General features: G+C 60.5%; 20 protein-coding genes. 11 read left to right on the top strand and 9 right to left on the bottom strand.

Annotated features, from left to right (window positions below; genetic code table 11):
* Window positions 1-76: 76 nt before the first annotated feature.
* The 9 genes from IB246_RS02160 (at window position 77) to IB246_RS02120 (ending at window position 12,143) form a co-directional block, all read left to right on the top strand.
* Complete coding sequence (locus IB246_RS02160; RefSeq protein WP_008029538.1) at window positions 77-358, top strand: peptidylprolyl isomerase; 282 nt, start codon at window positions 77-79, stop codon at window positions 356-358.
* A 136-nt stretch (window positions 359-494) separates the two neighbouring features.
* Window positions 495-2,363 carry an extracellular solute-binding protein gene (locus tag IB246_RS02155; protein ID WP_008037108.1) on the top strand — a complete coding sequence of 623 codons (1,869 nt, stop codon included), beginning with the start codon at window positions 495-497 and terminating at the stop codon, window positions 2,361-2,363.
* Window positions 2,363-3,424, top strand: coding sequence for a microcin C ABC transporter permease YejB (locus IB246_RS02150; protein WP_008029533.1), 1,062 nt, complete (start codon window positions 2,363-2,365; stop codon window positions 3,422-3,424). The genes IB246_RS02155 and IB246_RS02150 overlap by 1 nt, the downstream gene beginning before the upstream one ends.
* Complete coding sequence (locus IB246_RS02145; protein ID WP_008037110.1) at window positions 3,424-4,446, top strand: ABC transporter permease; 1,023 nt, start codon at window positions 3,424-3,426, stop codon at window positions 4,444-4,446. Before IB246_RS02150 ends, IB246_RS02145 begins: the two co-directional genes overlap by 1 nt.
* Before the next feature lie 14 nt (window positions 4,447-4,460).
* Complete coding sequence (locus tag IB246_RS02140; RefSeq protein ID WP_008037112.1) at window positions 4,461-6,041, top strand: ABC transporter ATP-binding protein; 1,581 nt, start codon at window positions 4,461-4,463, stop codon at window positions 6,039-6,041.
* Window positions 6,042-6,160: 119 nt separating this feature from the next.
* Window positions 6,161-7,576, top strand: coding sequence for a sigma-54 interaction domain-containing protein (locus IB246_RS02135; protein ID WP_008037114.1), 1,416 nt, complete (start codon window positions 6,161-6,163; stop codon window positions 7,574-7,576).
* Window positions 7,577-7,873: 297 nt separating this feature from the next.
* Entirely contained in the window at window positions 7,874-9,265 is a 1,392-nt protein-coding gene (locus tag IB246_RS02130; RefSeq protein ID WP_008037115.1) for a GntP family permease, read from the top strand.
* Window positions 9,266-9,272: 7 nt separating this feature from the next.
* Window positions 9,273-10,046, top strand: a complete 774-nt coding sequence (gene hbdH / locus IB246_RS02125) for a 3-hydroxybutyrate dehydrogenase (RefSeq protein ID WP_008037117.1) — start codon at window positions 9,273-9,275, stop codon at window positions 10,044-10,046.
* A gap of 141 nt (window positions 10,047-10,187) precedes the next feature.
* Window positions 10,188-12,143 (top strand): acetoacetate--CoA ligase, encoded by a 1,956-nt coding sequence (locus tag IB246_RS02120; protein WP_008037118.1) that lies wholly within the window; start codon window positions 10,188-10,190, stop codon window positions 12,141-12,143.
* Window positions 12,144-12,252: 109 nt separating this feature from the next.
* On the opposite strand, the gene IB246_RS02115 is transcribed toward IB246_RS02120, so the two are convergent.
* Window positions 12,253-13,362 carry a PilT/PilU family type 4a pilus ATPase gene (locus tag IB246_RS02115; RefSeq protein WP_008037120.1) on the bottom strand — a complete coding sequence of 370 codons (1,110 nt, stop codon included), beginning with the start codon at window positions 13,360-13,362 and terminating at the stop codon, window positions 12,253-12,255.
* Window positions 13,363-13,481: 119 nt separating this feature from the next.
* Between IB246_RS02115 and IB246_RS02110 the strand changes: the two genes are divergently transcribed.
* Both IB246_RS02110 and IB246_RS02105 read left to right on the top strand, forming a co-directional pair.
* Complete coding sequence (locus IB246_RS02110; protein WP_032832326.1) at window positions 13,482-16,019, top strand: PAS domain-containing protein; 2,538 nt, start codon at window positions 13,482-13,484, stop codon at window positions 16,017-16,019.
* A 65-nt stretch (window positions 16,020-16,084) separates the two neighbouring features.
* The gene (locus tag IB246_RS02105) at window positions 16,085-16,360 is read left to right on the top strand and encodes a peptidylprolyl isomerase (RefSeq protein WP_007898282.1); all 276 of its coding nucleotides are present in this window, start codon (window positions 16,085-16,087) and stop codon (window positions 16,358-16,360) included.
* A gap of 139 nt (window positions 16,361-16,499) precedes the next feature.
* Here the strand turns inward: IB246_RS02105 and IB246_RS02100 are convergent, their stop codons facing one another.
* From IB246_RS02100 to IB246_RS02065, 8 genes are all read right to left on the bottom strand, one after another.
* On the bottom strand, window positions 16,500-17,432 hold the full coding sequence (locus IB246_RS02100) for a sugar kinase (RefSeq protein WP_008037123.1): 933 nt from the start codon (window positions 17,430-17,432) through the stop codon (window positions 16,500-16,502).
* A gap of 131 nt (window positions 17,433-17,563) precedes the next feature.
* Window positions 17,564-18,781, bottom strand: a complete 1,218-nt coding sequence (locus IB246_RS02095; protein WP_008037125.1) for an amino acid deaminase — start codon at window positions 18,779-18,781, stop codon at window positions 17,564-17,566.
* Window positions 18,782-18,822: 41 nt separating this feature from the next.
* On the bottom strand, window positions 18,823-19,587 hold the full coding sequence (locus tag IB246_RS02090; RefSeq protein WP_008037126.1) for an IclR family transcriptional regulator: 765 nt from the start codon (window positions 19,585-19,587) through the stop codon (window positions 18,823-18,825).
* 144 nt (window positions 19,588-19,731) lie between these two features.
* A complete protein-coding gene (locus IB246_RS02085) occupies window positions 19,732-20,121 on the bottom strand; it encodes a RidA family protein (RefSeq protein WP_008033044.1) in 390 nt (129 codons plus the stop codon).
* A 30-nt stretch (window positions 20,122-20,151) separates the two neighbouring features.
* On the bottom strand, window positions 20,152-20,949 hold the full coding sequence (locus IB246_RS02080) for an amino acid ABC transporter ATP-binding protein (protein ID WP_008033043.1): 798 nt from the start codon (window positions 20,947-20,949) through the stop codon (window positions 20,152-20,154).
* Entirely contained in the window at window positions 20,946-21,608 is a 663-nt protein-coding gene (locus IB246_RS02075) for an amino acid ABC transporter permease (protein ID WP_008033040.1), read from the bottom strand. The genes IB246_RS02080 and IB246_RS02075 overlap by 4 nt, the downstream gene beginning before the upstream one ends.
* Before the next feature lie 9 nt (window positions 21,609-21,617).
* Window positions 21,618-22,280 carry an amino acid ABC transporter permease gene (locus tag IB246_RS02070; protein WP_008033038.1) on the bottom strand — a complete coding sequence of 221 codons (663 nt, stop codon included), beginning with the start codon at window positions 22,278-22,280 and terminating at the stop codon, window positions 21,618-21,620.
* A 52-nt stretch (window positions 22,281-22,332) separates the two neighbouring features.
* A complete protein-coding gene (locus IB246_RS02065) occupies window positions 22,333-23,181 on the bottom strand; it encodes a transporter substrate-binding domain-containing protein (RefSeq protein ID WP_008033036.1) in 849 nt (282 codons plus the stop codon).
* Window positions 23,182-23,558: the final 377 nt, after the last annotated feature.

Below are 23,558 nucleotides of genomic sequence, written 5' to 3'. Positions count from 1 at the left end.
GGAACTTTGAGGAGAAATAGCCTACTGAATCCGGTAGGCTGAGCACTTTACTGAACATTAGAAGGAGTATTTTTCCATGGCTAAAGCCACTGCCCGTCACATCCTGGTTGCCAGCGAAGACAAGTGCAACGAACTCAAAGCCCAAATCGAGGCTGGCGCCGATTTCGCCGAAGTTGCCAAAGCCAACTCCACTTGCCCGTCCAGCCGTCAGGGCGGTGACCTGGGTTCGTTCGGTCCGGGCCAGATGGTCAAGGAATTCGACACCGTGGTCTTCAGCGCACCGATCAACGTCGTGCAAGGCCCGGTCAAGACCCAGTTCGGCTACCACTTGCTCGAAGTGACCAGCCGTCAGGACTGAGTCATTCGCGTAGTTTCATGCACAACGGCCCGCCTTTTGGTGGGCCGTCGTGTTTCGGGTACGTGATACGACTGGCGAGGGACGCGCCGCTAGCGTACAAATTGCGGTTATCGATCACCCGGCTCTAAGGCTGAAAATGCGACTGGCTTTCCCTGTTTTGTTGTTCACTGCCGTGACCCTGCTACTGGGCGCCGCCGGTGTGAACGCCGCACCGCAACACGCGCTGACCGTCTACGGCGAACCGCCCAAGTACCCGGCCGGCTTCAGTCATTTTGCCTACACCAATCCGCAAGCGCCCAAGGGCGGTACGATGCGTCGCTCGGCGATCGAGATCGGGCATTTCGACCATGTCCTGCCTTATATAGACAAAGGCATCGGCGTGACACAGATCGACGGCTTGATCTATTCGCCGCTGGCCCAGCGTTCGCAGGACGAGCCGTACACCGTGTACGGTCTGGTGGCGCAGAAGATGGAGCGTTCGGATGACGGCTTATCGCTGCGTTTCTACCTCAACCCCAAGGCTCGCTTCGCCGACGGCAAGCCGATCACCGCCGAAGACGTGCGTTACACCTTCGACCTGCTGATGACCCAGGGCAGCCTGCGTTATCGCACCCAGTTCGCCGACGTCAAAGGCGTCGAGGTGGAATCCCCGCTGACGGTGCGTTTCGACTTCAAAAGCAACGAAAACCGTACCCTGCCCCTCGACATCGCAACCTTGCCGGTGTTTCCCGAGCACTGGTGGAAAACCCGCGATTTCGCCAGCGGTGGTGGTTACGAGCCACCACTGGGCAGCGGCCCGTACAGGGTAGGCAAGGTCGACTCCGGGCGCAGCATCACCTTCGAACGCAATCCGGACTGGTGGGGCAAGGACCTGCCGGTCAGCCGTGGGCTGTACAACTTCGATCACTTCAGCATCGAGTACTTCGGCGATACCGATGTCGCACGTCAGGTGTTGCGCGGTGGTGCCTACGACTACAACCGCGAATTCTCCGCCACCGCCTACTCCATCGGTTACGAAAGCCCGGCCCTCAGCGACGGTCGCCTGCAAAAGGCGCACCTGGCCAGAGAAGCGCCGCAATCGGCCCAGGGCTTTGTGTTCAATCTGCAGAACCCGATGTTCCAGGACCGCCGCGTCCGCCAGGCACTGGTGATGCTGTGGGATTTCGAATGGAGCAACCGGCAGATGATGCGCGATATGTATATCCGCCAGCAGAGTTTCTTCTCCAACTCCGCCCTCGCCGCCCGCAGCCTGCCGGATGCTGCCGAACTGGCGATTCTCGAACCGCTGCGCGGGCAGATCCCCGACGAGGTGTTCACCAAAGTCTTCGAAGCGCCGAAAACCGACGGCAGTGGCGTGATCCGCGACAAACAACTGCAAGCACTGGATTTGCTCGAACAGGCCGGCTGGAAACCCGATGGCGATCAATTGGTGAATGCCGAGGGCCAGCCGCTGAGCTTTACCTTCCTGGTCAGTCAGAACGGTATGGACCGTTTGCTGTTGCCTTACAAGCGCACGCTGAAGCAGATCGGCATCGACCTGAACATCCGCCGCATCGACTCCTCCCAATACGTCAATCGCCTGATGTCCCGGGATTACGACATGATCGTCACCGGCTACCCGGTCACCACGTCGCCGGGCAACGAGTTGAATAACTATTTTGGTTCGGCAGCGGCCAACGATCCGGGCTCCAACAACTACATGGTGTTGAAGAACCCGGCGGTCGATACGCTGGTCAACGGCCTGGTCCGCGCCACCACCCAAGCCGACATGTTGCGCTACGCCCATGCGCTCGACCGGGTACTGCAATGGAACTATTACTGGATTCCCAACTACTACCCGCCGGGCAGTTCGACCGTGTGGTGGAACCGTTTCGGCATTCCCAGCGTGCAAGCAGCCAATGACGAAGCCATCGAGAGCTGGTGGGAAGTGAGCACCACGCCGCTGACCAACCAACAGATGACCGCCGAACTGATCAAGCGCGGCAAACCCGGAGGGCCGCACTGATGTGGGCTTATATTCTGCGGCGCCTGCTGCTGATCATTCCGACCCTGGTGATCATTCTGCTGGTCAACTTCGTCATCGTTCAGGCCGCGCCAGGCGGCCCGGTCGAACAGGCGATCGCGCACCTGCAAGGCATCGGCGGCGCCAGCGTCGGCGGCGGCTCCGGCGAGGTCATGAGCGGCAGTTCGCGAGCCAGTCGCGGCCTCGACCCGCAACTGATCAAGGAAATCGAAAAGCAATACGGCTTCGACAAACCGGCCCATGAACGCCTGTGGTTGATGCTCACCAGTTACGCGCGACTGGACTTCGGCAAAAGCTTTTTCCGCGGTGCCACGGTCACCGACCTGATCCTAGAAAAAATGCCGGTGACCATTTCCCTCGGGCTCTGGGCCACGCTGATCACCTATCTGGTGTCGATCCCGCTGGGCATCCGCAAAGCCGTGCACCACGGCAGCCAATTCGATATCTGGAGCAGCACCGCGATCATCATTGGCTACGCGATGCCGGCGTTCCTGTTTGCGATGTTCCTGATCGTGGTGTTCGCCGGCGGCACGTCGCTGAACTGGTTTCCGGTGCGCGGCCTGGTCTCGGACAATTTCGACTCGCTGTCCACCGTGGGCAAGATCGCCGACTATTTCTGGCACCTGGTATTGCCGGTCACGGCGCTGGTCATCGGTGGGTTTGCCACATTGACCATCCTGACCAAAAACTCCTTCCTCAATGAAATCACGCGCCAGTACGTGGTCACGGCGCGCGCCAAAGGCATGAGTGAACGTCGCGTGCTGTACGGCCACGTGTTCCGCAACGCCATGCTGCTGGTGGTGTCGGGCATTCCCCAGGCGTTCATCAGCGTATTTTTCGCCGGTTCGTTGCTGATCGAGGTGATCTTCTCCCTCGATGGCCTGGGCCGCATGAGCTATGAAGCCGCAGTGTCGCGGGATTATCCGGTGGTGTTCGGTTCGCTGTTCATCTTCACGCTGTTCGGCCTCCTGATAAAACTGGTCGGCGACCTGTGCTACACACTGGTCGACCCGCGTATCGACTTCGCCGCGAGGAATGCCTGATGTTCAAGCTTTCGCCGTTGGCGCGCCGCCGTTTCGACCGATTCAAGAAAAACCGCCGTGGCTGGTGGTCGCTGTGGCTATTTGTCGGCCTGTTTTTGCTGACCCTCGGTGGCGAGCTGATCGCCAACGACAAACCGCTGGTGGTCAGTTATCAGGGCTCGTTGTACTTCCCGGCGTTCAAGCGCTACACCGAGCAGGCGTTCGGCGGGCAACTGCCGTTCCAGGCGGATTACCGCAGTGACTATGTACAGAAGCTGATTAAAAAGGACGGCGGCTGGCTGCTGTTTCCGCCGATCCCGTTCAGCGACGACACGCCCAACTACGACCTGAACAAACCGGCACCAAGTCCACCGTCGAATGTGAATTGGTTGGGCACCGACGACCAGGCTCGCGACGTGCTGGCACGGGTGATTTTCGGCGCGCGAGTGTCGATTCTGTTTGCACTGATGCTGACCTTTGTCAGCGCACTGATCGGCATCGCCGCCGGCGCGCTGCAAGGCTATTACGGCGGCTGGGTCGACCTGATCGGCCAGCGTTTGCAGGAGGTCTGGTCGGGTCTGCCGGTGCTGTACCTGCTGATCATTCTGTCGGGGTTTGTCGAGCCGAATTTCTGGTGGCTGCTGGGGATCATGGCGTTGTTTTCCTGGCTGGCACTGGTGGACGTGGTGCGTGCCGAGTTCCTGCGCGGGCGCAACCTCGAATACGTCAAGGCTGCGCGGGCACTGGGCCTGACCGACCGCAAAGTCATCGTGCGGCACATCCTGCCCAACGCGATGAACGCGACGCTGAGCTACCTGCCTTTCATTTTGACCGGGGCCATTTCGACGCTCACCGCGCTGGACTTCCTCGGTTTCGGCATGCCGGCCGGCAGTGCCTCGCTGGGCGAGTTGATCGGTCAGGGCAAGCAAAACCTGCAAGCGCCGTGGCTGGGGCTGACCGCGTTTTTCACCCTGGCGCTGATCCTGTCTTTACTGGTGTTTATCGGCGAGGCGTTGCGAGATGCCTTTGACCCTCGATCCTGACGCGGACTGTTGATATGAGTAACAACCTGATCGAAATCCGTGACCTCTGCGTGGCCTTCAGCGGCCAGACCGTGGTGCGCAACCTGTGTCTGGACATCCGCCCCGGTGAATGCCTGGCGCTGGTGGGTGAGTCGGGTTCCGGCAAATCGGTGACCGCACACTCGATCCTGCAACTGCTGCCCGAGACCGGCACCGAAACCAGCGGCAGCATCCGCTATCGCGGCAAGGAGTTGCTCGGCGCTTCGTCCAGGGTTTTGCGAGAGTTGCGGGGCAACCGCATCGCCATGATCTTCCAGGAGCCGATGACCTCGCTCAATCCGCTGCACAGCATTGAAAAGCAGATCGGTGAAACCCTGCTGCTGCACAAGGGCCTGACCGGCAAAGCTGCGCAGGAGCGGATTCTGGAGCTGCTGCACCTCGTGGGCATCCAGAAGCCCAAAGAGCGGCTCAAGGCGTATCCGCATCAACTCTCGGGCGGCCAGCGGCAACGGGTGATGATCGCCATGGCACTGGCCTGCGAACCGGAGTTGCTGATCGCCGACGAGCCCACCACCGCGCTCGACGTCACGGTGCAGCGCAAGATCCTGATCCTGCTCAAGTCCCTGCAACAGCGGCTCGGCATGTCATTGCTGCTGATCAGCCATGACCTCAATCTGGTGCGCAGCATCGCTCAGCGTGTGTGCGTGATGAAGGCCGGGGAAATCGTCGAACAGGCACCGTGCGAAACGCTGTTCACCGAGCCGAAACATCCCTACAGCTGCGTACTGCTGAACGCCGAACCGGAAGGCCAGGCGCTGCCCCGTGACGAGCGCGAGAACGTTCTGGAAGTGGACAATCTTTGCGTGCGCTTCCCCCTCGGTGGCGGGCTGTTTCAGCGCAAAACGTACTTGCATGCCGTGGACGGCATCAGCCTGAATGTCCAGCGCGGCAAGACATTGGGCATTGTCGGTGAGTCCGGCTCGGGCAAGTCGACACTGGGTCAGGCGATCCTGCGCCTGCTCGACTCCGAAGGCAGCATTCGCTTTCAGGGCGCGGCTCTGGACGGTCTGACGCAAAAGCAACTGCGGCCATGGCGCAAGAAAATGCAGGTGGTGTTCCAGGACCCTTTCGGCAGCCTCAGCCCACGGATGTCCGTGGCACAAATCATCAGTGAAGGCCTGGAAGTGCATAGCCAGTTGACGGCGGACGAATGCAAGGCCGAAGTGATTCGGGCCCTGCAGGAAGTCGGCCTCGACCCGCAAAGCCGTCATCGCTACCCCCACGAGTTTTCCGGAGGCCAACGCCAACGCATCGCCATCGCCAGGGCGCTGGTGCTGAAACCGGCGCTGATCCTGCTGGACGAACCGACCTCGGCGCTGGACCGCACCGTGCAGAAACAAGTGGTCGCACTGCTGCGCCAGCTTCAGGAAAAACACGGCCTGACGTATCTGTTTATCAGCCACGACCTGGCGGTGGTTCGCGCCCTCGCCCACGACATGATCGTGATCAAGGACGGCAAAGTGGTGGAAAGCGGCGCCAGCCACGACGTGTTTGATTCACCGCAGCATCCGTACACCAAAGAGCTGTTGGCGGCGGCGCATCTGCAACAGGCATAAAATCGCGTCGCTGCCTTCGCGGGCAAGCCTCGCTCCTACAGGTGAACGCGATCCCCTGTAGGAGCGAGGCTTGCCCGCGAAGAGGCCGGACCAAGCAATACACAATCAGGATCTGCACTATGAACACCACCGAAAGCCTCAAGGATTACCAGCGCGTTCGTCTGTTGGCGATCCGTTCGCTGTTCGAGATCATCGAGCAGTCCAGTGAAGGCACGGTGATTGTCGATCGCGACGCGAACATCGTCTGGATGAACGAACGTTATGCCCGACGCTTCGGTCTGGATTCGGCGCAAGTGGCCATCGGCAAGGCCTGCGAAAGTGTGATCCCCGGCAGCCTGCTGCGGGAAGTGGTGCGCACCGGCCGACCGATTCTGCTCGACATGCAGGACACCCCCAAGGAACCGTTGGTGGTGATGCGCCTGCCGATCCATGACGACGCCGGCGTGGTGATCGGCGCCATCGGTTTCGCGTTGTTCGATGAGTTGCGCAGCCTGTCACCGATGCTCAAACGCTACATGAGCATGCAGGAAGAACTGGCCTCCACCCGCTCGCTGCTGCGGGCGCGGCAGACCAAGTACAACTTCGCACATTTTATCGGCACCAGCGCGGCCAGCCTCGAAGTCAAACGCCGCGCCCGACGCAGTGCCAGTGCTGATTCCCCGGTTTTGCTGCTCGGCGAAACCGGCACCGGCAAAGAACTGCTGGCGCAGGCGATTCATGGCGCATCACCCCGTGCGCACAAAGCTTTCGTCAGCATCAACAGCGCTGCGATTCCCGAGGCGCTGCTCGAGGCCGAATTCTTCGGCACTGCCCCCGGCGCGTTTACCGGCGCCGATCGCAAGGGTCGCGTCGGCAAGTTGCAGATTGCGCAGGGCGGCACATTGTTTCTCGATGAAATCGGCGACATGCCACTGCCGCTGCAAAGCAAGCTGCTGCGGGTGCTGCAGGAAAAGGAATTCGAACCGGTCGGGTCCAACGAAGTGATTCAGAGCGATGTGCGGGTGATCGCCGCGACCTCCACCGACCTTGAAGCGGCGATCAAACGCGGCGAGTTTCGCGCCGATTTGTATTACCGCCTCAATGTGCTGCCGATCCAGGTGCCGCCGCTGCGTGATCGTCTTGATGATTTGCCGGCACTCAGTGAAGCCATCCTTGAGGAGTTGCGCAGTCAGCACGAGCTGAACCACGAGGCGCTGGAGTTGCTGGCCCGACACGCCTGGCCAGGGAACATTCGCGAGTTGCGCAACGTGCTGGAACGGGCGGCATTGCTCAGTGATGACCTGATGCTGAACGCGACCGATATCCGTGCGGCGATTGGTACGTTTACGCCGGTGGAGCGTGTGGCGCCTTTAAAGGTTGAGTCGGTGGCACACGAGACGTTCAGTGAGGCGCGTGAACGGTTTGACCGGCAGTTGATTGAATCAGCCCTCGCGCAATGCGGTGGAAAAGTGATTGAGGCGGCGGCGCGGCTGGGGCTTGGGCGGTCGACGTTGTACAAGAAGATGGTGGCGTTGGGGATTGCAGAGTCTCTATAACGAGACACAGATCTCTATTTACAGACATATTTTTGGAGCGCTTTGCGCTCATCGCCAGCAAGCCGGCTCCTACAGGGTTTTCGGTGTTGATGCGATCTTCTGTAGGAGCCGGCTTGCTGGCGATGATGGCCTCCAAACCACAAAAAATCTCAAAACAGAGACAAATACGCTAATTCGCCTCTGAAAAAACAATAAATATCCTTATATTTCAACATGTTGCCACCTTGGCACAATTCTCGCTAAAGCCCTCCCTCACACCGTTTCACCCCACAAAAATAACAATCCAGGAGACACACCATGAGTGTGATCATTGCCTTGGCAGCCCTCGCGCTGCTGATGCTCGCGGCCTACCGTGGCTACAGCGTTATCCTTTTTGCCCCGATTGCCGCCCTCGGCGCCGTCCTGCTCACCGACCCTTCCGCCGTCGCCCCTGCTTTCACCGGGGTGTTCATGGAGAAAATGGTCGGCTTCATCAAACTGTATTTCCCGGTGTTCCTGCTTGGCGCCGTGTTCGGCAAGCTGATCGAGTTGTCGGGTTTTTCGCGCTCCATCGTTGCGGCGGCGATTCGCCTGCTCGGCACCCGTCAGGCGATGCTGGTGATCGTGCTGGTTTGCGCCCTGCTCACTTACGGCGGCGTGTCGCTGTTTGTGGTGGTGTTTGCGGTCTACCCGTTCGCGGCCGAGATGTTCCGCCAGAGCAATATTCCCAAGCGCCTGATCCCGGCGACCATCGCCCTCGGCGCCTTCTCGTTCACCATGGACGCCCTGCCCGGCACCCCGCAAATCCAGAACATCATCCCCAGCACCTTCTTCAACACCACCGCGTGGGCGGCGCCGTGGCTGGGTTTGATCGGCGCAATCTTCGTGGTCTGCGCCGGCATGGCGTTTCTGCAGCGCCAGCGCAACAAGGCTCAGATTTCGGGCGAAGGCTACGGCACCGACCTGCGCAACGAACCGGAAACCGCCGCCGACATCAAACTGCCGAATCCGTGGATCGCGCTGTCGCCGCTGTTGGCCGTCGGCATCATGAACCTGTTGTTTACCCAGTGGATTCCCCAGTGGTACGGCAAGACCCACAGCCTCGCTCTGCCAGGCATGGCCGCACCGGTAACCACCGATGTCGCCAAACTCACGGCGATCTGGGCCGTTCAGGCTGCCTTGCTGGTCGGCATCATCATGGTGCTGGTGTTCGGCTTCCAGGCGATTCGCGGCAAGTTGGCTGAAGGCAGCAGAAGTGCAGTCAGCGGTTCATTGCTGGCAGCAATGAACACGGCGTCCGAATACGGTTTTGGTGCGGTAATCGCGTCCTTGCCAGGCTTTCTGGTGCTGGCCGACTGGCTCAAAAGCATTCCCAACCCGCTGGTCAACGAAGCGATCACCGTGACCCTGCTGGCCGGCATCACCGGCTCCGCATCGGGAGGCATGAGCATTGCGCTGGCGGCCATGGCCAATGACTTCATCGCTGCGGCCCATGCGGCCAACATTCCCCTGGAAGTGCTGCACCGCGTCGCCGCGATGGCCAGTGGCGGCATGGACACCCTGCCGCACAACGGCGCGGTCATCACCTTGCTGGCGGTGACCGGCCTGACCCACCGCGAAGCCTACAAAGACATTTTCTGTATTACGCTGATCAAGACCCTGGCGGTTTTTGTGGTGATCGGTACTTTCTACGCCACTGGCATTGTGTGAGGTATTCATGACGACTCTTTCAGGCAAGACCGCACTGGTCACCGGCTCCACCAGCGGCATCGGCCTGGGCATCGCCCTCAGCCTGGCCAAGGCTGGCGCCAACCTGATTCTCAACGGTTTCGGCGATGCCTCCACAGTGATTGCCGAGGTTGAACAGTTCGGCGGCAAGGTCGGTCATCACCCCGCCGATGTCAGCGACCCGGCGCAGATTGCCGACATGATCGCCTACGCCGAGCGCGAGTTCGGCGGCGTGGACATTCTGGTCAACAACGCCGGCATTCAGCACGTGGCGTCGGTGGAAGATTTTCCCGTGGAGCGTTGGGATTCGATCATTGCGATCAACCTGTCGTCGGTGTTTCACAGCACCCGTTTGAGCTTGCCGGGCATGCGCACCAAGGGTTGGGGACGGGTTATCAATATCGCTTCGGTGCATGGCCAGGTCGGTTCGGTGGGCAAGGCGGCTTACGTCGCGGCCAAGCATGGGGTGATCGGTTTGACCAAGGTGGTCGGCCTGGAAACCGCCACGACCAACGTCACCTGCAACGCAATCTGCCCAGGCTGGGTGTTGACGCCGTTGGTGCAGAAGCAGATTGACGACCGCATCGCCAAAGGGGTTGATCCGCAGCAGGCGCAGCACGATTTGCTGGCCGAGAAGCAGCCGTCGCTGGAGTTCGTTACGCCGCCTCAGCTGGGTGAACTGGTGCTGTTTTTGTGCAGTGAGGCCGGTAGCCAAGTGCGGGGCGCGGCGTGGAATATAGATGGTGGGTGGTTGGCGCAGTGATTGGGCGATAGACCGCGTTATCGTTCTTCGCGGGCAAGCCTCGCTCCTACAGGTCGTGCGTCGCTCATGAAAACACCGATAACCTGTAGGAGCCGGCTTGCCGGCGATTGGATCTCGAAATAGAAAAAGAAGAGGCAAAAAATGTCCGACATCCTCTGGCAACCTGACGCCAAACGCATCGCCAAGACCCGCATGGACGCCTTCCGGCGCTCCATCAATCAACGCCACCACCTCGACATTGCCGACTACGCCGCCCTGCACCAATGGTCCATCGATCAACGGGTCGATTTCTGGCAAGCCATCGTCGATTTCTTCGACATCCGTTTCCATACGCAACCGGACGCCGTGCTGATCGAAGGCGATCACATGCCCAGCGCCCAGTGGTTTCCCGGCGCCACCCTGAACTTTGCTGAACACTTGCTGCGCCGTCGTGACGATGCCGTCGCCGTGATAGCGATCGGTGAAAACGGCCAGCGCGAACAACTGACCTGGGCCGAACTGGCCGAGCATGTCGCCGGTTTTCAAAACAGCTTGATCGCCGTCGGTGTCGGTCTTGGCGACCGCGTCGCCGCGTGCATGCCGAACACCTGGCAAACCCTGGTAGCCATGCTCGCCACCACCAGCCTCGGGGCGATCTGGTCCTGTTCGTCGCCGGACTTCGGCACCCAGGGCGTCATCGACCGCTTCGGCCAGATCGAACCGAAAGTGCTGATCACCTGCGCCGGTTACCGTTATGCCGGCAAAGACATCGACCAAAGCGCCAAGGTCAACGAAATCCTTGAACGCCTGCCGTCGCTGCAACAGCTGATCGTGGTGCCTTACGCACGACCCCAGGCGCACATCAAAGACTTCCGCACCCACGCAGGCGTGACGCTTTGGGATGCGTTCTACGAACCGGGCGGCGAGCCGGATTTTGTTGCCGTGCCTTTTGCCCATCCGCTGTACATCCTCTATTCCAGCGGCACCACCGGCGTGCCCAAATGCATCATCCACAGCACCGGCGGCGTGCTGTTGCAGCATGTCAAGGAACACGGCCTGCATTGCGACCTCGGGCCCGGCGACCGTTTGTTTTACTACACCACTTGCGGCTGGATGATGTGGAACTGGCTGGTGTCGGCCCTGGCCGTCGGCAGTGCCGTGGTGCTGTACGACGGCTCGCCATTTCATCCCGGCCCGGAACGCTTGATCGACCTGATCGACGACGAGCGCATCAGCGTGTTCGGCACCAGTCCCAAGTACCTTGCGACCCTGGAAAGCAACGGCGTGAAGCCTCGGCAAAGCCATGATCTCGGCACGCTGAAAACCTTGTTGTGCACCGGTTCTGCGCTATCGCCGCAAAGCTACGACTACGTCTACCGTGACCTCAAGGCCGACCTGTGCCTGGCGTCGATGTCCGGCGGCACCGACATCGTTTCGTGCTTCGTGAACGGCAATCCGCTGCTGGCGGTGCGTCGCGGCGAAATCCAGGGCAAGAGCCTGGGGATGGCGGTCGAAGTCTGGAACGATGCCGGCCGCGCGGTCATTGGCGAAAAAGGTGAACTGGTCTGCACCCGACACTTTCCGGCCATGCCCGTCGGCCTGTGGAACGACCCGACCGGGGAAAAACTGCGCGCGTCTTATTTCAGCCTGTTCCCCGGCGTCTGGGCCCAGGGCGACTACGCCGAACAATTGGCTCACGGCGCGATGATGATTCATGGGCGCTCGGACGCGGTGCTCAACCCCGGCGGCGTGCGCATCGGCACGGCGGAAATTTACCGTCAGGTGGAGAAAGTCCCGCAAGTCACCGACAGCGTGGCCATCGGTCAGCAATGGCAAGACGACGTGCGGGTGGTGCTGTTCGTGCGGCTGGTCGAGGGGGTCGAACTGGACGAGGCGCTGCAGCAGCAGATTCGCCAGGTCATCCGCGCCAACACCACGCCACGTCACGTACCGGCGAAGATTGTCGCGGTGACGGACATTCCGCGCACCATCAGCGGCAAAGTGGTCGAGTTGGCGGTGAGGAACGTGGTGCATGGCCAGCCGGTGAAAAACACCGATGCGCTGGCCAATCCCGAAGCGCTGGAGCAATTTCGGGATCGTCCCGAACTCAACACTTGAAACACACCCCTTTGTAGGAGCCGGCTTGCTGGCGATGGGGCCCTGACAGTTGATGCGAAGCTCCAGGCCGCCATCGCCAGCAAGCCGGCTCCTACAGAGGGGATGTGGGTCAGTCCATCAGACCCCATTCGCCGGGTTGTGCGTTGGGTCCCGGTGATGCGTCGGCATGCAGCTTGAGCCGCAGGCGCAAATTGTTCAGCGAGTCCGCATGCTTCAAGGCCTCTTCTTCGCCGATAGCGCCTTCGATCACCAATGCGTACAGCGCGCAATCGAACGTCTGCATGCCCTGTTCGGTCGACTTCTCCATGATCCCTTTGAGCTCGTCGAATTCATTGCGCCGTATCAGGTCGCCTACGGTCGGCGTGCCCAGCATCACTTCTACCGCCGCCCTGCGCTGACCGTCACGAGTGCGCACCAGGCGCTGGGAAACGAACGCTTTAAGATTGTTGCCCAGGTCATGCAGCAGTTGCATCCGCCGTTCTTGCGGGAAGAAATTGATAATGCGATCCAGCGCCTGATGGGCGTTGTGAGCATGCAAGGTGGAAATCACCAAATGCCCGGTGTCGGCAAACGCCAGCGCATGCTCCATGGTCTCGCGGTCGCGGATCTCACCGATCAGCACCACATCGGGTGCCTGGCGCAGAGTATTTTTCAGCGCGGTATGAAAACTGCGGGTATCGACGCCGACCTCGCGCTGATTGATGATCGATTTTTTGTGCCGGTGGATGTACTCGATAGGGTCTTCGATGGTGACGATATGCCCGCTGCTATGGCGATTGCGGTAATCGACCAACGCCGCCAGCGAGGTCGACTTGCCTGAGTCGGTGGCGCCGACGAACAGCATCAGCCCTTGTTTGAGCATCACCGTTTCCAGCAGCACAGGTGGCAACTTGAGATCTTCGTAACGCGGAATGTCGAGCTTGATGTTGCGCACCACGATCGACACATCGTTGCGTTGCTTGAAAATATTGACCCGAAAGCGCCCGACACCCGCCAACGAGATCGCCAGGTTCATCTCCAGCTCCCGATCGAACTCCAGTCGCTGTTCGGCATCCATAATGGACGCGGCAATCGCGGCGATTTCCCCCGGTTTGAACGGCTGCTCGGCCAAGGGTTTGAGTACACCGTCAAACCGGGCGCAGGGTGGCGCACCGGTGGACAGGTACAAATCGGAACCCTCCTGGCTGGACAGGGTCTTTAACAGCGCATCGATTTCCATGGCAAAAAACACCCGCGAAGCATTCAATGAACAGAAATGACCCGAAAAATCGGTCATTCAGCGTCTACCGCCCTAGGATAGTAGACGCCGTCACCCCGACCGACGTGCAGGACACCTTGATGAACGCAGTACCCACCGGCAGCGATGCCCAGGCCTTGATTGCCAGACTGGACTGGACGTGCACCCCGCTCGGCGCCGCCAGTGACTGGCCGCAGAGCCTGCGCACAGCGGTGGACATCGTGATTCACTCACCGATGCCGATGCTGTTGCTGTGGGGGCCGCAGCTTACGCAGATCTATAACGACGGCTTCGCGCTGCTGGCCGGCAGCAAGCATCCGCACGCTTTCGGACAACCGACGCACCAGATCTGGCCAGAACTCAAAGACTTTACCGACCCGATTTACAGCGCCGTCCTACAAGGCCAGGTGCGGACTTACAGCGAACAACGCTTCACCCTGCAACGCGACGGGAATGATTCCGACTTCTGGCTGGATTTGACCTACAGCCCGATCCGCGATGAACACGCCGACGTCGCCGGGATTCTGGTCACAGCCATCGAAACCAACGAACGCCGACGCATCGCCCTCGAACTGGAGCAGCGCTCGGCCGCCAGTCTGAAGGCACAGCGCGAGACCGAGGAACGCCTGCAACTGGCGCTGGCCGCCACTGACGCCGTCGGCACCTGGGACTGGGACATCGGCGAAGACCGCTTCATTGCCGACGCGCACTTCGCCCAATTGCACGGCATCGACCCGCTACTCGCCAGTCAGTTGCCCATTAGTGATTATCTCGAAGCGGTGCATCCGGAAGACCGCTCGATGGTCACCCGCGGCATCAAGCAGTGCATCACCCAGGGCAGCGAATACGCCGAGGAATATCGCCTGTTGCAACCCGACGGCCAGTTGCGCTGGGTGTTTGCAAGGGGCCGTTGTTACAAGGACCACCATGGCCGGCCGATCCGTTTCCTCGGCGCCGCGCTGGACCTGACCGAACGAAAACACACCGAACAGGCCTTGCGCCAGAGTCAGACCGAGCTGCAACTGATCATCAACGCCATGCCGATCCTGATCAGTTACGTCGACAGCGAGGAACGCTTTCGCCTGAACAACTCGGCGTACCTCGACTGGTACGGCCTGACGCCCCAGGAGCTTTACGGTCGGACTATTCGTGAGGTGCTGGGTGAAGAAGCCTACGCCTTGCGTGCCGAATACATCGCCGAAGCATTGGCGGGCAGGACCTGCTGTTTCAGCATCAGCACGCCGCATCGTGATGGCAGCACCCGACAAGCCTTGATGAATTACCTGCCCCGCCACGGGCCGGATGGCGCGGTGAACGGTTTCTACATTTTCGTGATCGACGAAACCGAGCGCAAACAGACCGAAGAAGCCTTGCGCAACCTCAACGAAACCCTTGAGGAACGTGTCGCCGCCCGTACCCAGCAATTGGCCGAAGCGAACCAGCGCCTGCAAAACGAAATGTTCGAGCGCGAACGTGCCGAAGATGCCCTGCGCCATGCGCAGAAAATGGAAGCGGTCGGCCAGCTCACCGGCGGTATCGCCCATGACTTCAACAACATGCTCACCGGGATCATCGGCAGCCTCGACCTGATGCAGCGCTACATCGCCGATGGGCGTACCGCCGAGATCGGCCGTTTCACCGAAGCGGCGGTGTCGTCAGCCAACCGCGCAGCCGCCCTGACCCACCGCCTGCTCGCTTTCTCCCGGCGCCAGTCGCTGGACCGCAAGCCGCTGAACGCCAACGAACTGATTCATTCTCTGGAAGATTTGCTCAGCCGCACCAAGGGCGACCACATCGAGCTGAAACTGCAACTGGCCGATGAAGCCTGGCCAGTCAGCACCGACGTCAGCCAACTGGAAAACGCCCTGCTCAACCTGGTCATCAATGCGCGGGATGCCATGCCCGATGGCGGCGAGTTGCGTATCGAAACCGCCAATGTCTATCTGGACAGCAGTGACATCAACATTCTGGAACCCGTCAAGGCCGGGGATTACCTGATGATCGCCGTCAGTGACAACGGCACCGGCATGACCCCGAAAGTGTTGGCCAAGGCGTTCGATCCATTCTTCACCACCAAGCCTATCGGCCAGGGCACGGGGCTGGGTTTGTCGATGATCTACGGTTTTGCCCAGCAGTCGGGCGGCCACGTGAGCCTGTTCAGCCTGCCGGGCCAGGGCACCAGCGTGCGCCTGTTCTTGCCGCGCTTGCACGAGATGGAGCCGCAAGATGTGCTGACGCCGGTCATCGGCGAGGCCCCCTCGGCGATAGCCGGGGAAACCGTGGTGTTGGTGGAAGATGATCCGGCGGTGCGCATGCTGGTGTTCGATCTGCTCAAGGAGCTGGGTTATCACGCCCATGAGGCCGAAGATGCGAAGACCGCCCTGCCCCTGCTCGAATCGGGTCTGCGGGTCGATCTGCTGGTGACCGATGTCGGGCTGCCGGGCATGAACGGTCGGCAATTGGCAGAAATCGCCCGTCAGCACCGTCCGGAGCTCAAAGTGCTGTTCATGACCGGTTACGCGGAAATGGCCGCCGAGCGTCAGAGCTTCCTTGAGGAAGGCATGGACATGGTGGCCAAACCGTTTTCGGTTGACCTGCTGGCCAACAAGATTCGCACGATGATCGGCCAACCCGAGTGAGTTGAGGCATAATCGCGCGCCCCGATCCACCCACATAGCCACTACCGTTGCAAGGTACTCGCCCCATGAAAGCTCAAGCCCGCCATATTCTGGTGAAAACCTCGGAAGAAGCCGAGCAGCTCAAACAACGCATCGCCAAGGGCGAAGCCTTCGATGTGCTGGCCAAGAAGTATTCCACCTGCCCGTCCGGCAAGCGCGGCGGTGATCTTGGTGAAGTACGGCCTGGGCAGATGGTCGGTGTGATTGATGCGGTGATTTTCAAGAAGCCGTTGCGGGTGGTGCATGGCCCGATCAAGAGCAAGTTTGGCTATCACCTGGTGCAGGTGTTTTATCGGGATTGATGGGTTGGTTTGAGGGCCCCATCGTCGGAACGCCGCCCGGAGCCGGCTCGCTCCCACATTGGATTTGCGGCGTACACAGATCCATTGTGGGAGCGAGCCTGCTCGCGATCCGACTGCGCAGCAGCCGGCCATTCACCACCTACCGCGGAATCAACGCCCCCGGCACCTGAATCACCCGACTCGCCAACCGATGCCCGGCCTCGGCCGCCTCCACCGGGCTCCCCCCCTTGAGCCGACTGGCCAGGTACGCCGCACTGAACGAATCCCCCGCCGCCGTCGTGTCCACCACGCGTTCGACCTTCTGCGCCTGCACCTCGAACGACTCACCCTCACAGCGAATCAGGCACGCTTCGGCACCACGCTTGAGCACCACTTCCGGCGTACCCACCTGCTCGTAAGCGGCGAACACCGCCTCGCAATCGGAAAAATGAAACAACGCCTGTTCGTCGTCGACAGTCAGCAACGCCAGATCGACATACGGCAACACGCTGCGATACGCCGCCCGAGCGTCCTCGATCGACGCCCACAAACGTGGCCGGTAGTTGTTGTCGAACACAATCCGCGCATCCCGCTGCCGTGCTTCGATCAGGGTTTCCAGCAATTTCTCCCGACCTTGCACACCGAGCACCGCCAGGGTGATGCCGCTGAAATACAGCACGTCGTAATCCGGCAGCGCCGCGAGGATCGGCGCGGCGGCTGGCGTGGTAAAGCAATCGCGGACGGCGGCTTCGTTACGCCAGTACAAAAAGCGACGTTCGCCGGCGGCGTCGGTCTGGATGCAGTACAAACCGGGCAAGCGACCGGGCAGGCGCTGGACCATGTCCAGGCCGATGTTTTCGGCGGCCCAGCTTTGGCACATGGCATCGCTGAAACTGTCATCGCCCAGGGCGGTGACGTAATCAACGCTGCCGCCTTCGCCCAGTTCGCGGGACAGATAGACCGCCGTGTTCAAGGTATCGCCGCCGAAGCTCTGTTGCAGACTGCCGTCGGCGCGGTGTTGCAACTCGATCATGCATTCGCCGATCAAGGCGATGCGCGGGATGTTGGGGCCGAGTGTGTTGATGGTGTTCATTGTTGTGGTGTCTCTGGTGGTTCGGTGGTGTCTCGGCGGGCGCCATCGCCGGCAAGCCGGCTCCTACAGGGGGAACGCATTCCATTGTAGGAGCCGGCTTGCTGGCGATGGCCGCGCCTCGGTCTGGAACCCTAGAAACAGGTTTCCATGGTTTCGATGACATTCAACTGCTCATCCACCAGACACCCCGTGCGCCACTTGTCGAACGTCAGGCACGGGTGCGAAGTGCCGAACGAAATGATATCGCCCACCCGCAGCTCAATCCCCGGCGCCACCGTCATGAACGCGTGCTGATCCATCACCGCCGTCACCTTGCAGGCGCTGACGTCGTCGCCCGTTGCCGGCACCACACCGGCCTTGTAACGCAGCAACGGCACCGGCAGCCCGGCGTCGTAGGCCACGTCGCGCTTGCCCAGGGCGATCACTGCAAAACCCGGTTCCGGCAACGACTGCACATGGGCCCAGACTTCCAGCGCCGGGCGCAGGCCTTCGTGCAGATCGCTACGACGGTCGAGCACGCAGCATTGCGCTTCTTTATAGATGCCATGGTCGTGGGCCACGTAGCTGCCAGGGCGCAATACGCTGAGGAAACGCCCGCCAGCGTTCTGCGCTTCGAAGGATTCGGCGATCAAGTCGTACCATGCCGAACCCGACGCGGTGATGATCGGCTTGGCAATGGCGAACGCGCCGCTGTCCTGCAACTGCACCGCCAGACGCACCAGCGACGCGGCGAACGCACGAATGCCGGTGACCGCATGATCACCGTGAATCACGCCTTCATAACCTTCGATACCGGTCAGTGCCAACGCGGGTTGTGCGCTGATGGCCTTGGCCAGCGCGATCACTTCCTCCTCGGTCCGGCAACCGCAACGGCCACCCACCACGCCGTACTCGATCATCACGTTCAGGCGCACACCGCGCGAGGCGAAATACGCACCGAGGTCAGCGACGTTGTCCGGGTGATCGACCATGCAATGGAAATCGAACGTCGGGTCCGCCAGCAGATCGGCGATCAGCGCCATGTTCGGCGTCCCCACCAGTTGGTTGGCCATCAGCACCCGACGCACACCGTGCGCGTACGCCGCGCGGGTTTGCGTAGCGCTGGCCAGGGTGATGGCCCAGGCGCCGGCGTCCAGTTGGCGGCGAAACAAGGCCGGGGTCATGCTGGTTTTGCCGTGAGGCGCGAGTTCGGCGCCGCTGTTGCTGACGAACGCCTGCATCCAGCGAATGTTGTGTTCCAGCGCCTCGCGATGCAGCACCAGCGCCGGCAGGCTGACGTCGCGCACCAGATGGGCACCGGTCTGGGCAAAGCCCTTTTCCACGGCAGCAGTATTTTGGGCAGAAGACATGGTCGAACTCCTCACATTTTCGCGGCCGCGAACAGCCGCTGTTATTCGTTAATGCGACGGGCCAGGCGGTTGGCGTTGTCGATCAACACCCGGCGATAGTCGTTGTAATGCGTCTTGGCATCGGCCCGAGGGGCAACGATGCACAGGGTCGCAATAGCCACGCCGTTCGGGTCTTTGACCGGGGCGGCGAAGCAATGGGTAAAGGTGTCGGCGACACTGTCGAAGGAGAAAAAACCGTCGATGCCGGCCTGACGGATTTCGCCGAGAAACTGCTCCAGCGGCAGGCGTTCACCGTTAGGCAGGATGAAGTCGTTGTGATCGATCAGGTCGATGATTTCCTGGTCGCTCAGGTGCGCCAGCAACAGGCGCCCGGACGCGGTCCAGGGGATCGGCGCGTTTTCGCCGATGTCCGAGGAAATGCGGAAATGCCGCTCTCCCTCTTTCATCAATGCCACCGTGTATTTGCGCCCGTTGAGCAGGCACATCTGCGCGGTTTCATGGGTCTGGCTGACGATCTCCTGCAAGGCGTGATCGGCCTCGCGGGTCAGGTCGAAATGACGCAAATGCGCCTGCCCGAGGAAGTACAGCTGACGGCCGAGGTAAACGTGACCGTCCTTGCCCACGGGTTCCAGAATCCGCCGTTCGAGCAAGGACGCCACCAGTTCGTAGACCGTGGATTTCGGGCTGCCGATGCCACTGGCAATTTCATTCGGACGCAGGGGCTGGCCGATTTCCTTGAGGAAATCGAGGATATCGAACGCCCGGTCCAGACCGCGAGCCCGGCGCTTGATGGTGTCTTCGGTCATGTTTCAAATTCCCATTCAAAGTGCCGGGAGTTTACCTAGAGTGCTGTGCTGACCGTTAGGCCGCCTTCGCGGGCAAGCCTCGCTCCTACAGGTCGAGGTGATCTGTAGGAGCGAGGCTTGCCCGCGAAGAATTCACCGCAAATCTCAGGCCTTTTTCTTGTACGCGATGCAGTCGATCTCAACCTTGCAATCAACCATCATGTTCGCCTGCACGCAGGCCCGGGCCGGTGCGTGTTCGGGTTTGAAGTACTCGGAGAAGACCTTGTTGAAACTGGTGAAATCCCGCGGATCTTCCAGCCACACCCCGGCGCGCACCACGTCTTCGAGGCCATAACCGGCCTCTTCGAGAATCGCGATCAGGTTCTTCATGGTCTGGTGAGTCTGCTCGACGATGCCGCCAACAATGATCTCGCCATCCAACGCCGGCACCTGGCCAGAAACGTGCAGCCAGCCGTCGGCTTCAACGGCGCGGGCGAAAGGACGAGGCGTACCGCCAGCGGCGCTGCTGCCGGTGCCGTAACGAGTAATGCTCATGAGTGTTTCTCCTGATTGAAAAGCTAGAAGTTAAAACCGCGTGTTTTTGAGGAACTCAGCCAGACGCGGTGATTGCGGGCGTTCGAACAGCTCCTTGGGAGGCCCCTGCTCTTCGATACGCCCCTGATTCATGAAAACGATCTTGTCCGAGACCTCGAAAGCGAAGCGCATTTCATGGGTCACCAACAACATGGTCATGCCATCCTCGGCCAGGCCCTTGATCACGCTCAGCACTTCGCCCACCAGTTCCGGGTCGAGGGCCGAGGTGACTTCGTCAAACAGCATCAGGCTTGGGTTCATTGCAATCGCCCGGGCAATCGCGACGCGCTGTTGCTGACCACCCGACAATTGCCCCGGATAGTGATCGCGGCGCTCCAGCAAACCGACCCGCTCGAGCCATTTTTCGGCGAGCGCGACAGCCTCGTCCTTGTGCAGCTTTTTGACCTTGAGCAACCCCAGGGTGACGTTCTGCAGCGCGGTCAGGTGCGGGAACAGGTTGAACTGCTGGAACGCCATGCCGGTCATGGCGCGATGGCGGGCGATGACTTTTTCCGGGTGGCGTATGCGTTTGCCGTTGACCTCGTCATAGCCGATGGATTCGCCATCGAGCATGATCTGTCCGCCCTGGAATTCTTCGAGCATGTTCACGCAACGCAGCAGCGTGGTCTTGCCCGAACCGCTGGAGCCGATCAGCGTGACCACGTTGCCGCGCTGCATGGTCAGGTCGACGCCCTTGAGCACTTCGAGCTGGCCATATTTTTTGTGCAGTCCGCGAATGTCCAGCAGGGGCTGCTCATTTGGAACGTTCGAAACTTGAGGTTGAGTCATGGCAAGGCCACCCGCTTTTCAATGTGCCGGCCGAGTAATTCGATGGCGTAGTTGATGACGAAAAACAGAAATCCGGCGAACAGGTAAAACTCCAGCGTCATGAAGGTCCGGGCGATGATCTGCTGGGTGCTGAGCAGCAACTCAGCCACGCCGATCACCGACAGCAGCGTCGAAGCCTTGACGATCTCGGTGGACGAGTTGACCCAGGTCGGCAAGATCTGCCGCAGCGCCTGAGGCAACAGCACGTAACCGAGGGCTTGATAAAACGTCAGGCCAATCGCCTTGCTCGCTTCCATCTGCCCGCTCGGCAACGCTTGCAGCGCGCCGCGCACAATCTCGGCGACGTGGGAACCGCAGAACAGCGTCAACCCCAAGGCTCCGGCCTGGAATGCACTGATCTGCCAACCCAATGCGGGCGCCATGTAGAAGCAAGCGAGTACCAACACAAACACCGGTGTGCCGCGAATAATGTCCACGTAAAAACGGAACGGCGCACGCATCCAGAACTTGCCGTAGGTCAGCACCAGACCGGCGACTATGCCGACCATCGTGCCCAGCAAAATCGCCAGCGCCGAGACCTGCACACTGGTCAGGAAGCCTTGCCACAACACTTCGCGGGCAACCCATAACTCATGCAACCAACTGGGTGATTCGTACATGAGGGCCTCCTATCGGCGGATCGCCAGACGCTGCTCGAGGTAACGCAGCATCATGGCAATGAGGTAACAGGCCGCAACATAGAGCGCTGTGGTCACCAGCCAGGTTTCAATCACCCGGTAGCTCTCGACATTGATCTTGCGCGCGTAATAGGTCAGCTCGGGCACGGCAATCGCCGCCGCCAGCGAGGTGTCCTTGAACAGCGAAATGAAGTTGTTCGACAAGGCCGGCAGCACGTTGCGCAACATCACCGGCACAGTGACGTAGGCCTTGACCTGCCACTCGCCCAGGCCGATGGCCAACCCGGCTTCGCGCTGGCCCTTGGGAATGCTCAACAACCCGCCACGGAACACTTCGGTCAGGTACGCACCGGCATACAGCGACAGGGTGATGATGAACGACGGGATCTTGTCCAGACGAATCCCCAGGCTCGGCAACGCGAAGTAGATCAACAGAATCAACACCAGAATCGGCGTATTACGGATCACCGTCACATACACCGACGCCATCACCCGCAATGCGCGGTGCTTTGAAAGCAAAGCAAACGCCATCATCAGGCCGATCACGCAACCGATGGCGATCGACACCAGCGCCAGCTCCAGGCCCAGTCCGAGCCCCGCCAGCAAGGTGTCGAAATCGCGCCACACGGCGGCAAAGTTCAACTGATAGTTCATGGTCAGCAGTACCTTGAACGGGGCGCGTTATGCGCGCCCCACTCTCACGGGGTCATTTGAATTCGACGGGAAAACCGATGGCCGGGGTAGGCAGATCCACACCGAACCACTGCTTGAAGGACGCCGCGTAGGTCGGGAATTCAACGCCGGTCATGGCTTCATGCAACGTGGTGTTGACGAAGTTCAGCCAGTCCTGATCGCCGCGTTTAACTGCGCACGCGTACGTTTGCGGGCTCCAGGCGTAGGTCGGGCTGCGATAGCGACCGGGGTTCTGCACCATCAGGTATTTGACCGAAGACTGGTCGGTGGCAGCGGCGTCGGCACGGCCTGAGTTCACGGCCTGGTACATCAAATCCACGCTGTCGTACTGATCGACCTTGGCCTTGGGCAGCGCCTGGTGCACCAGTTCTTCGGCGTAAACGTTCTGCAGCACCGCCACGGTCACGCTGTCATTGGCCGCCTTGAGGTCTTCGATTTCCTTGTACTTGCTGTTGGCCGGCAACAGCAGGCCGACACCTTCGCGGTAGTACGGCAGCGTGAACGCCACTTGCTGCGCACGGCTGGCGGTCACGGTAATGAACTGGCAACTCATGTCGACCTTGTCGGTCAGCAGGTTGGGAATCCGCGCATCGGACGACTGCACCACGAACTCGACCTTGCTCGGATCGTTGAACAACCCTTTGGCGACCATTCGCGCGATATCGATATCGAACCCCTGCAACTTGCCGTCCGCTCCCTGGAAATGCCACGGCGCATTGGTACTGCCCGTGCCCACGATCAGTTTCCCACGGGCCAGCACGCTATCGAGTTTGCTGTCCGCCGCCTGGGCAACGCCCATGGCAGCAGCCGAAGCTGCAAAAAGAAAAACACACGCTTTAAACAAGGAAGGTCGGCGATGCATGGCAAGCACTCCAGGATGATGTGTATTCCGCTATACCGGAACCAAGTATGTAACAACGGAATAGACAGCAGAAAGTGTGCCACAGGTTGTGGGGCCATTTCTCGGAAAATTACAAATCGAGTGAAATCAACGGGATGCGCTGCAACAGGAAAAAACGGTAGCGCTCGTGCAAACGACTGGGCGCTACCGTTCGCCACAACGGGCGGGTAAAAGCATCTCAATTGGGCGAAGGCTGACCCTGTCAGGTGCGCTCACCTTGCCGGCACACTTACATTTCAACCCGGAACAAACCGCTTGATCCTCCTTTTTTATAGGAAAAGCCATCGAGCCGTTCGCAACCGAGTGCAATAAAGCCGCGGCCGATGCCCCTGTCCGCT

Source organism: Pseudomonas sp. PDM01 (assembly GCF_014852325.1).
Taxonomy (GTDB): domain Bacteria; phylum Pseudomonadota; class Gammaproteobacteria; order Pseudomonadales; family Pseudomonadaceae; genus Aquipseudomonas; species Aquipseudomonas migulae.
The sequence above is the reverse complement of the archived record's forward strand: the minus strand, read 5'-3'. Positions and strand labels throughout refer to the sequence as shown.

Bases quoted from the DNA above. Each gene is read 5' to 3' on its own strand.
- IB246_RS02160 (WP_008029538.1), top strand. From the start codon at position 77: ATGGCTAAAGCCACTGCCCGTCACATCCTGGTTGCCAGCGAAGACAAG.
- IB246_RS02155 (WP_008037108.1), top strand. From the start codon at position 495: ATGCGACTGGCTTTCCCTGTTTTGTTGTTCACTGCCGTGACCCTGCTA.
- IB246_RS02150 (WP_008029533.1), top strand. From the start codon at position 2,363: ATGTGGGCTTATATTCTGCGGCGCCTGCTGCTGATCATTCCGACCCTG.
- IB246_RS02145 (WP_008037110.1), top strand. From the start codon at position 3,424: ATGTTCAAGCTTTCGCCGTTGGCGCGCCGCCGTTTCGACCGATTCAAG.
- IB246_RS02140 (WP_008037112.1), top strand. From the start codon at position 4,461: ATGAGTAACAACCTGATCGAAATCCGTGACCTCTGCGTGGCCTTCAGC.
- IB246_RS02135 (WP_008037114.1), top strand. From the start codon at position 6,161: ATGAACACCACCGAAAGCCTCAAGGATTACCAGCGCGTTCGTCTGTTG.
- IB246_RS02130 (WP_008037115.1), top strand. From the start codon at position 7,874: ATGAGTGTGATCATTGCCTTGGCAGCCCTCGCGCTGCTGATGCTCGCG.
- hbdH (WP_008037117.1), top strand. From the start codon at position 9,273: ATGACGACTCTTTCAGGCAAGACCGCACTGGTCACCGGCTCCACCAGC.
- IB246_RS02120 (WP_008037118.1), top strand. From the start codon at position 10,188: ATGTCCGACATCCTCTGGCAACCTGACGCCAAACGCATCGCCAAGACC.
- IB246_RS02115 (WP_008037120.1), bottom strand. From the start codon at position 13,362: ATGGAAATCGATGCGCTGTTAAAGACCCTGTCCAGCCAGGAGGGTTCC.
- IB246_RS02110 (WP_032832326.1), top strand. From the start codon at position 13,482: ATGAACGCAGTACCCACCGGCAGCGATGCCCAGGCCTTGATTGCCAGA.
- IB246_RS02105 (WP_007898282.1), top strand. From the start codon at position 16,085: ATGAAAGCTCAAGCCCGCCATATTCTGGTGAAAACCTCGGAAGAAGCC.
- IB246_RS02100 (WP_008037123.1), bottom strand. From the start codon at position 17,432: ATGAACACCATCAACACACTCGGCCCCAACATCCCGCGCATCGCCTTG.
- IB246_RS02095 (WP_008037125.1), bottom strand. From the start codon at position 18,781: ATGTCTTCTGCCCAAAATACTGCTGCCGTGGAAAAGGGCTTTGCCCAG.
- IB246_RS02090 (WP_008037126.1), bottom strand. From the start codon at position 19,587: ATGACCGAAGACACCATCAAGCGCCGGGCTCGCGGTCTGGACCGGGCG.
- IB246_RS02085 (WP_008033044.1), bottom strand. From the start codon at position 20,121: ATGAGCATTACTCGTTACGGCACCGGCAGCAGCGCCGCTGGCGGTACG.
- IB246_RS02080 (WP_008033043.1), bottom strand. From the start codon at position 20,949: ATGACTCAACCTCAAGTTTCGAACGTTCCAAATGAGCAGCCCCTGCTG.
- IB246_RS02075 (WP_008033040.1), bottom strand. From the start codon at position 21,608: ATGTACGAATCACCCAGTTGGTTGCATGAGTTATGGGTTGCCCGCGAA.
- IB246_RS02070 (WP_008033038.1), bottom strand. From the start codon at position 22,280: ATGAACTATCAGTTGAACTTTGCCGCCGTGTGGCGCGATTTCGACACC.
- IB246_RS02065 (WP_008033036.1), bottom strand. From the start codon at position 23,181: ATGCATCGCCGACCTTCCTTGTTTAAAGCGTGTGTTTTTCTTTTTGCA.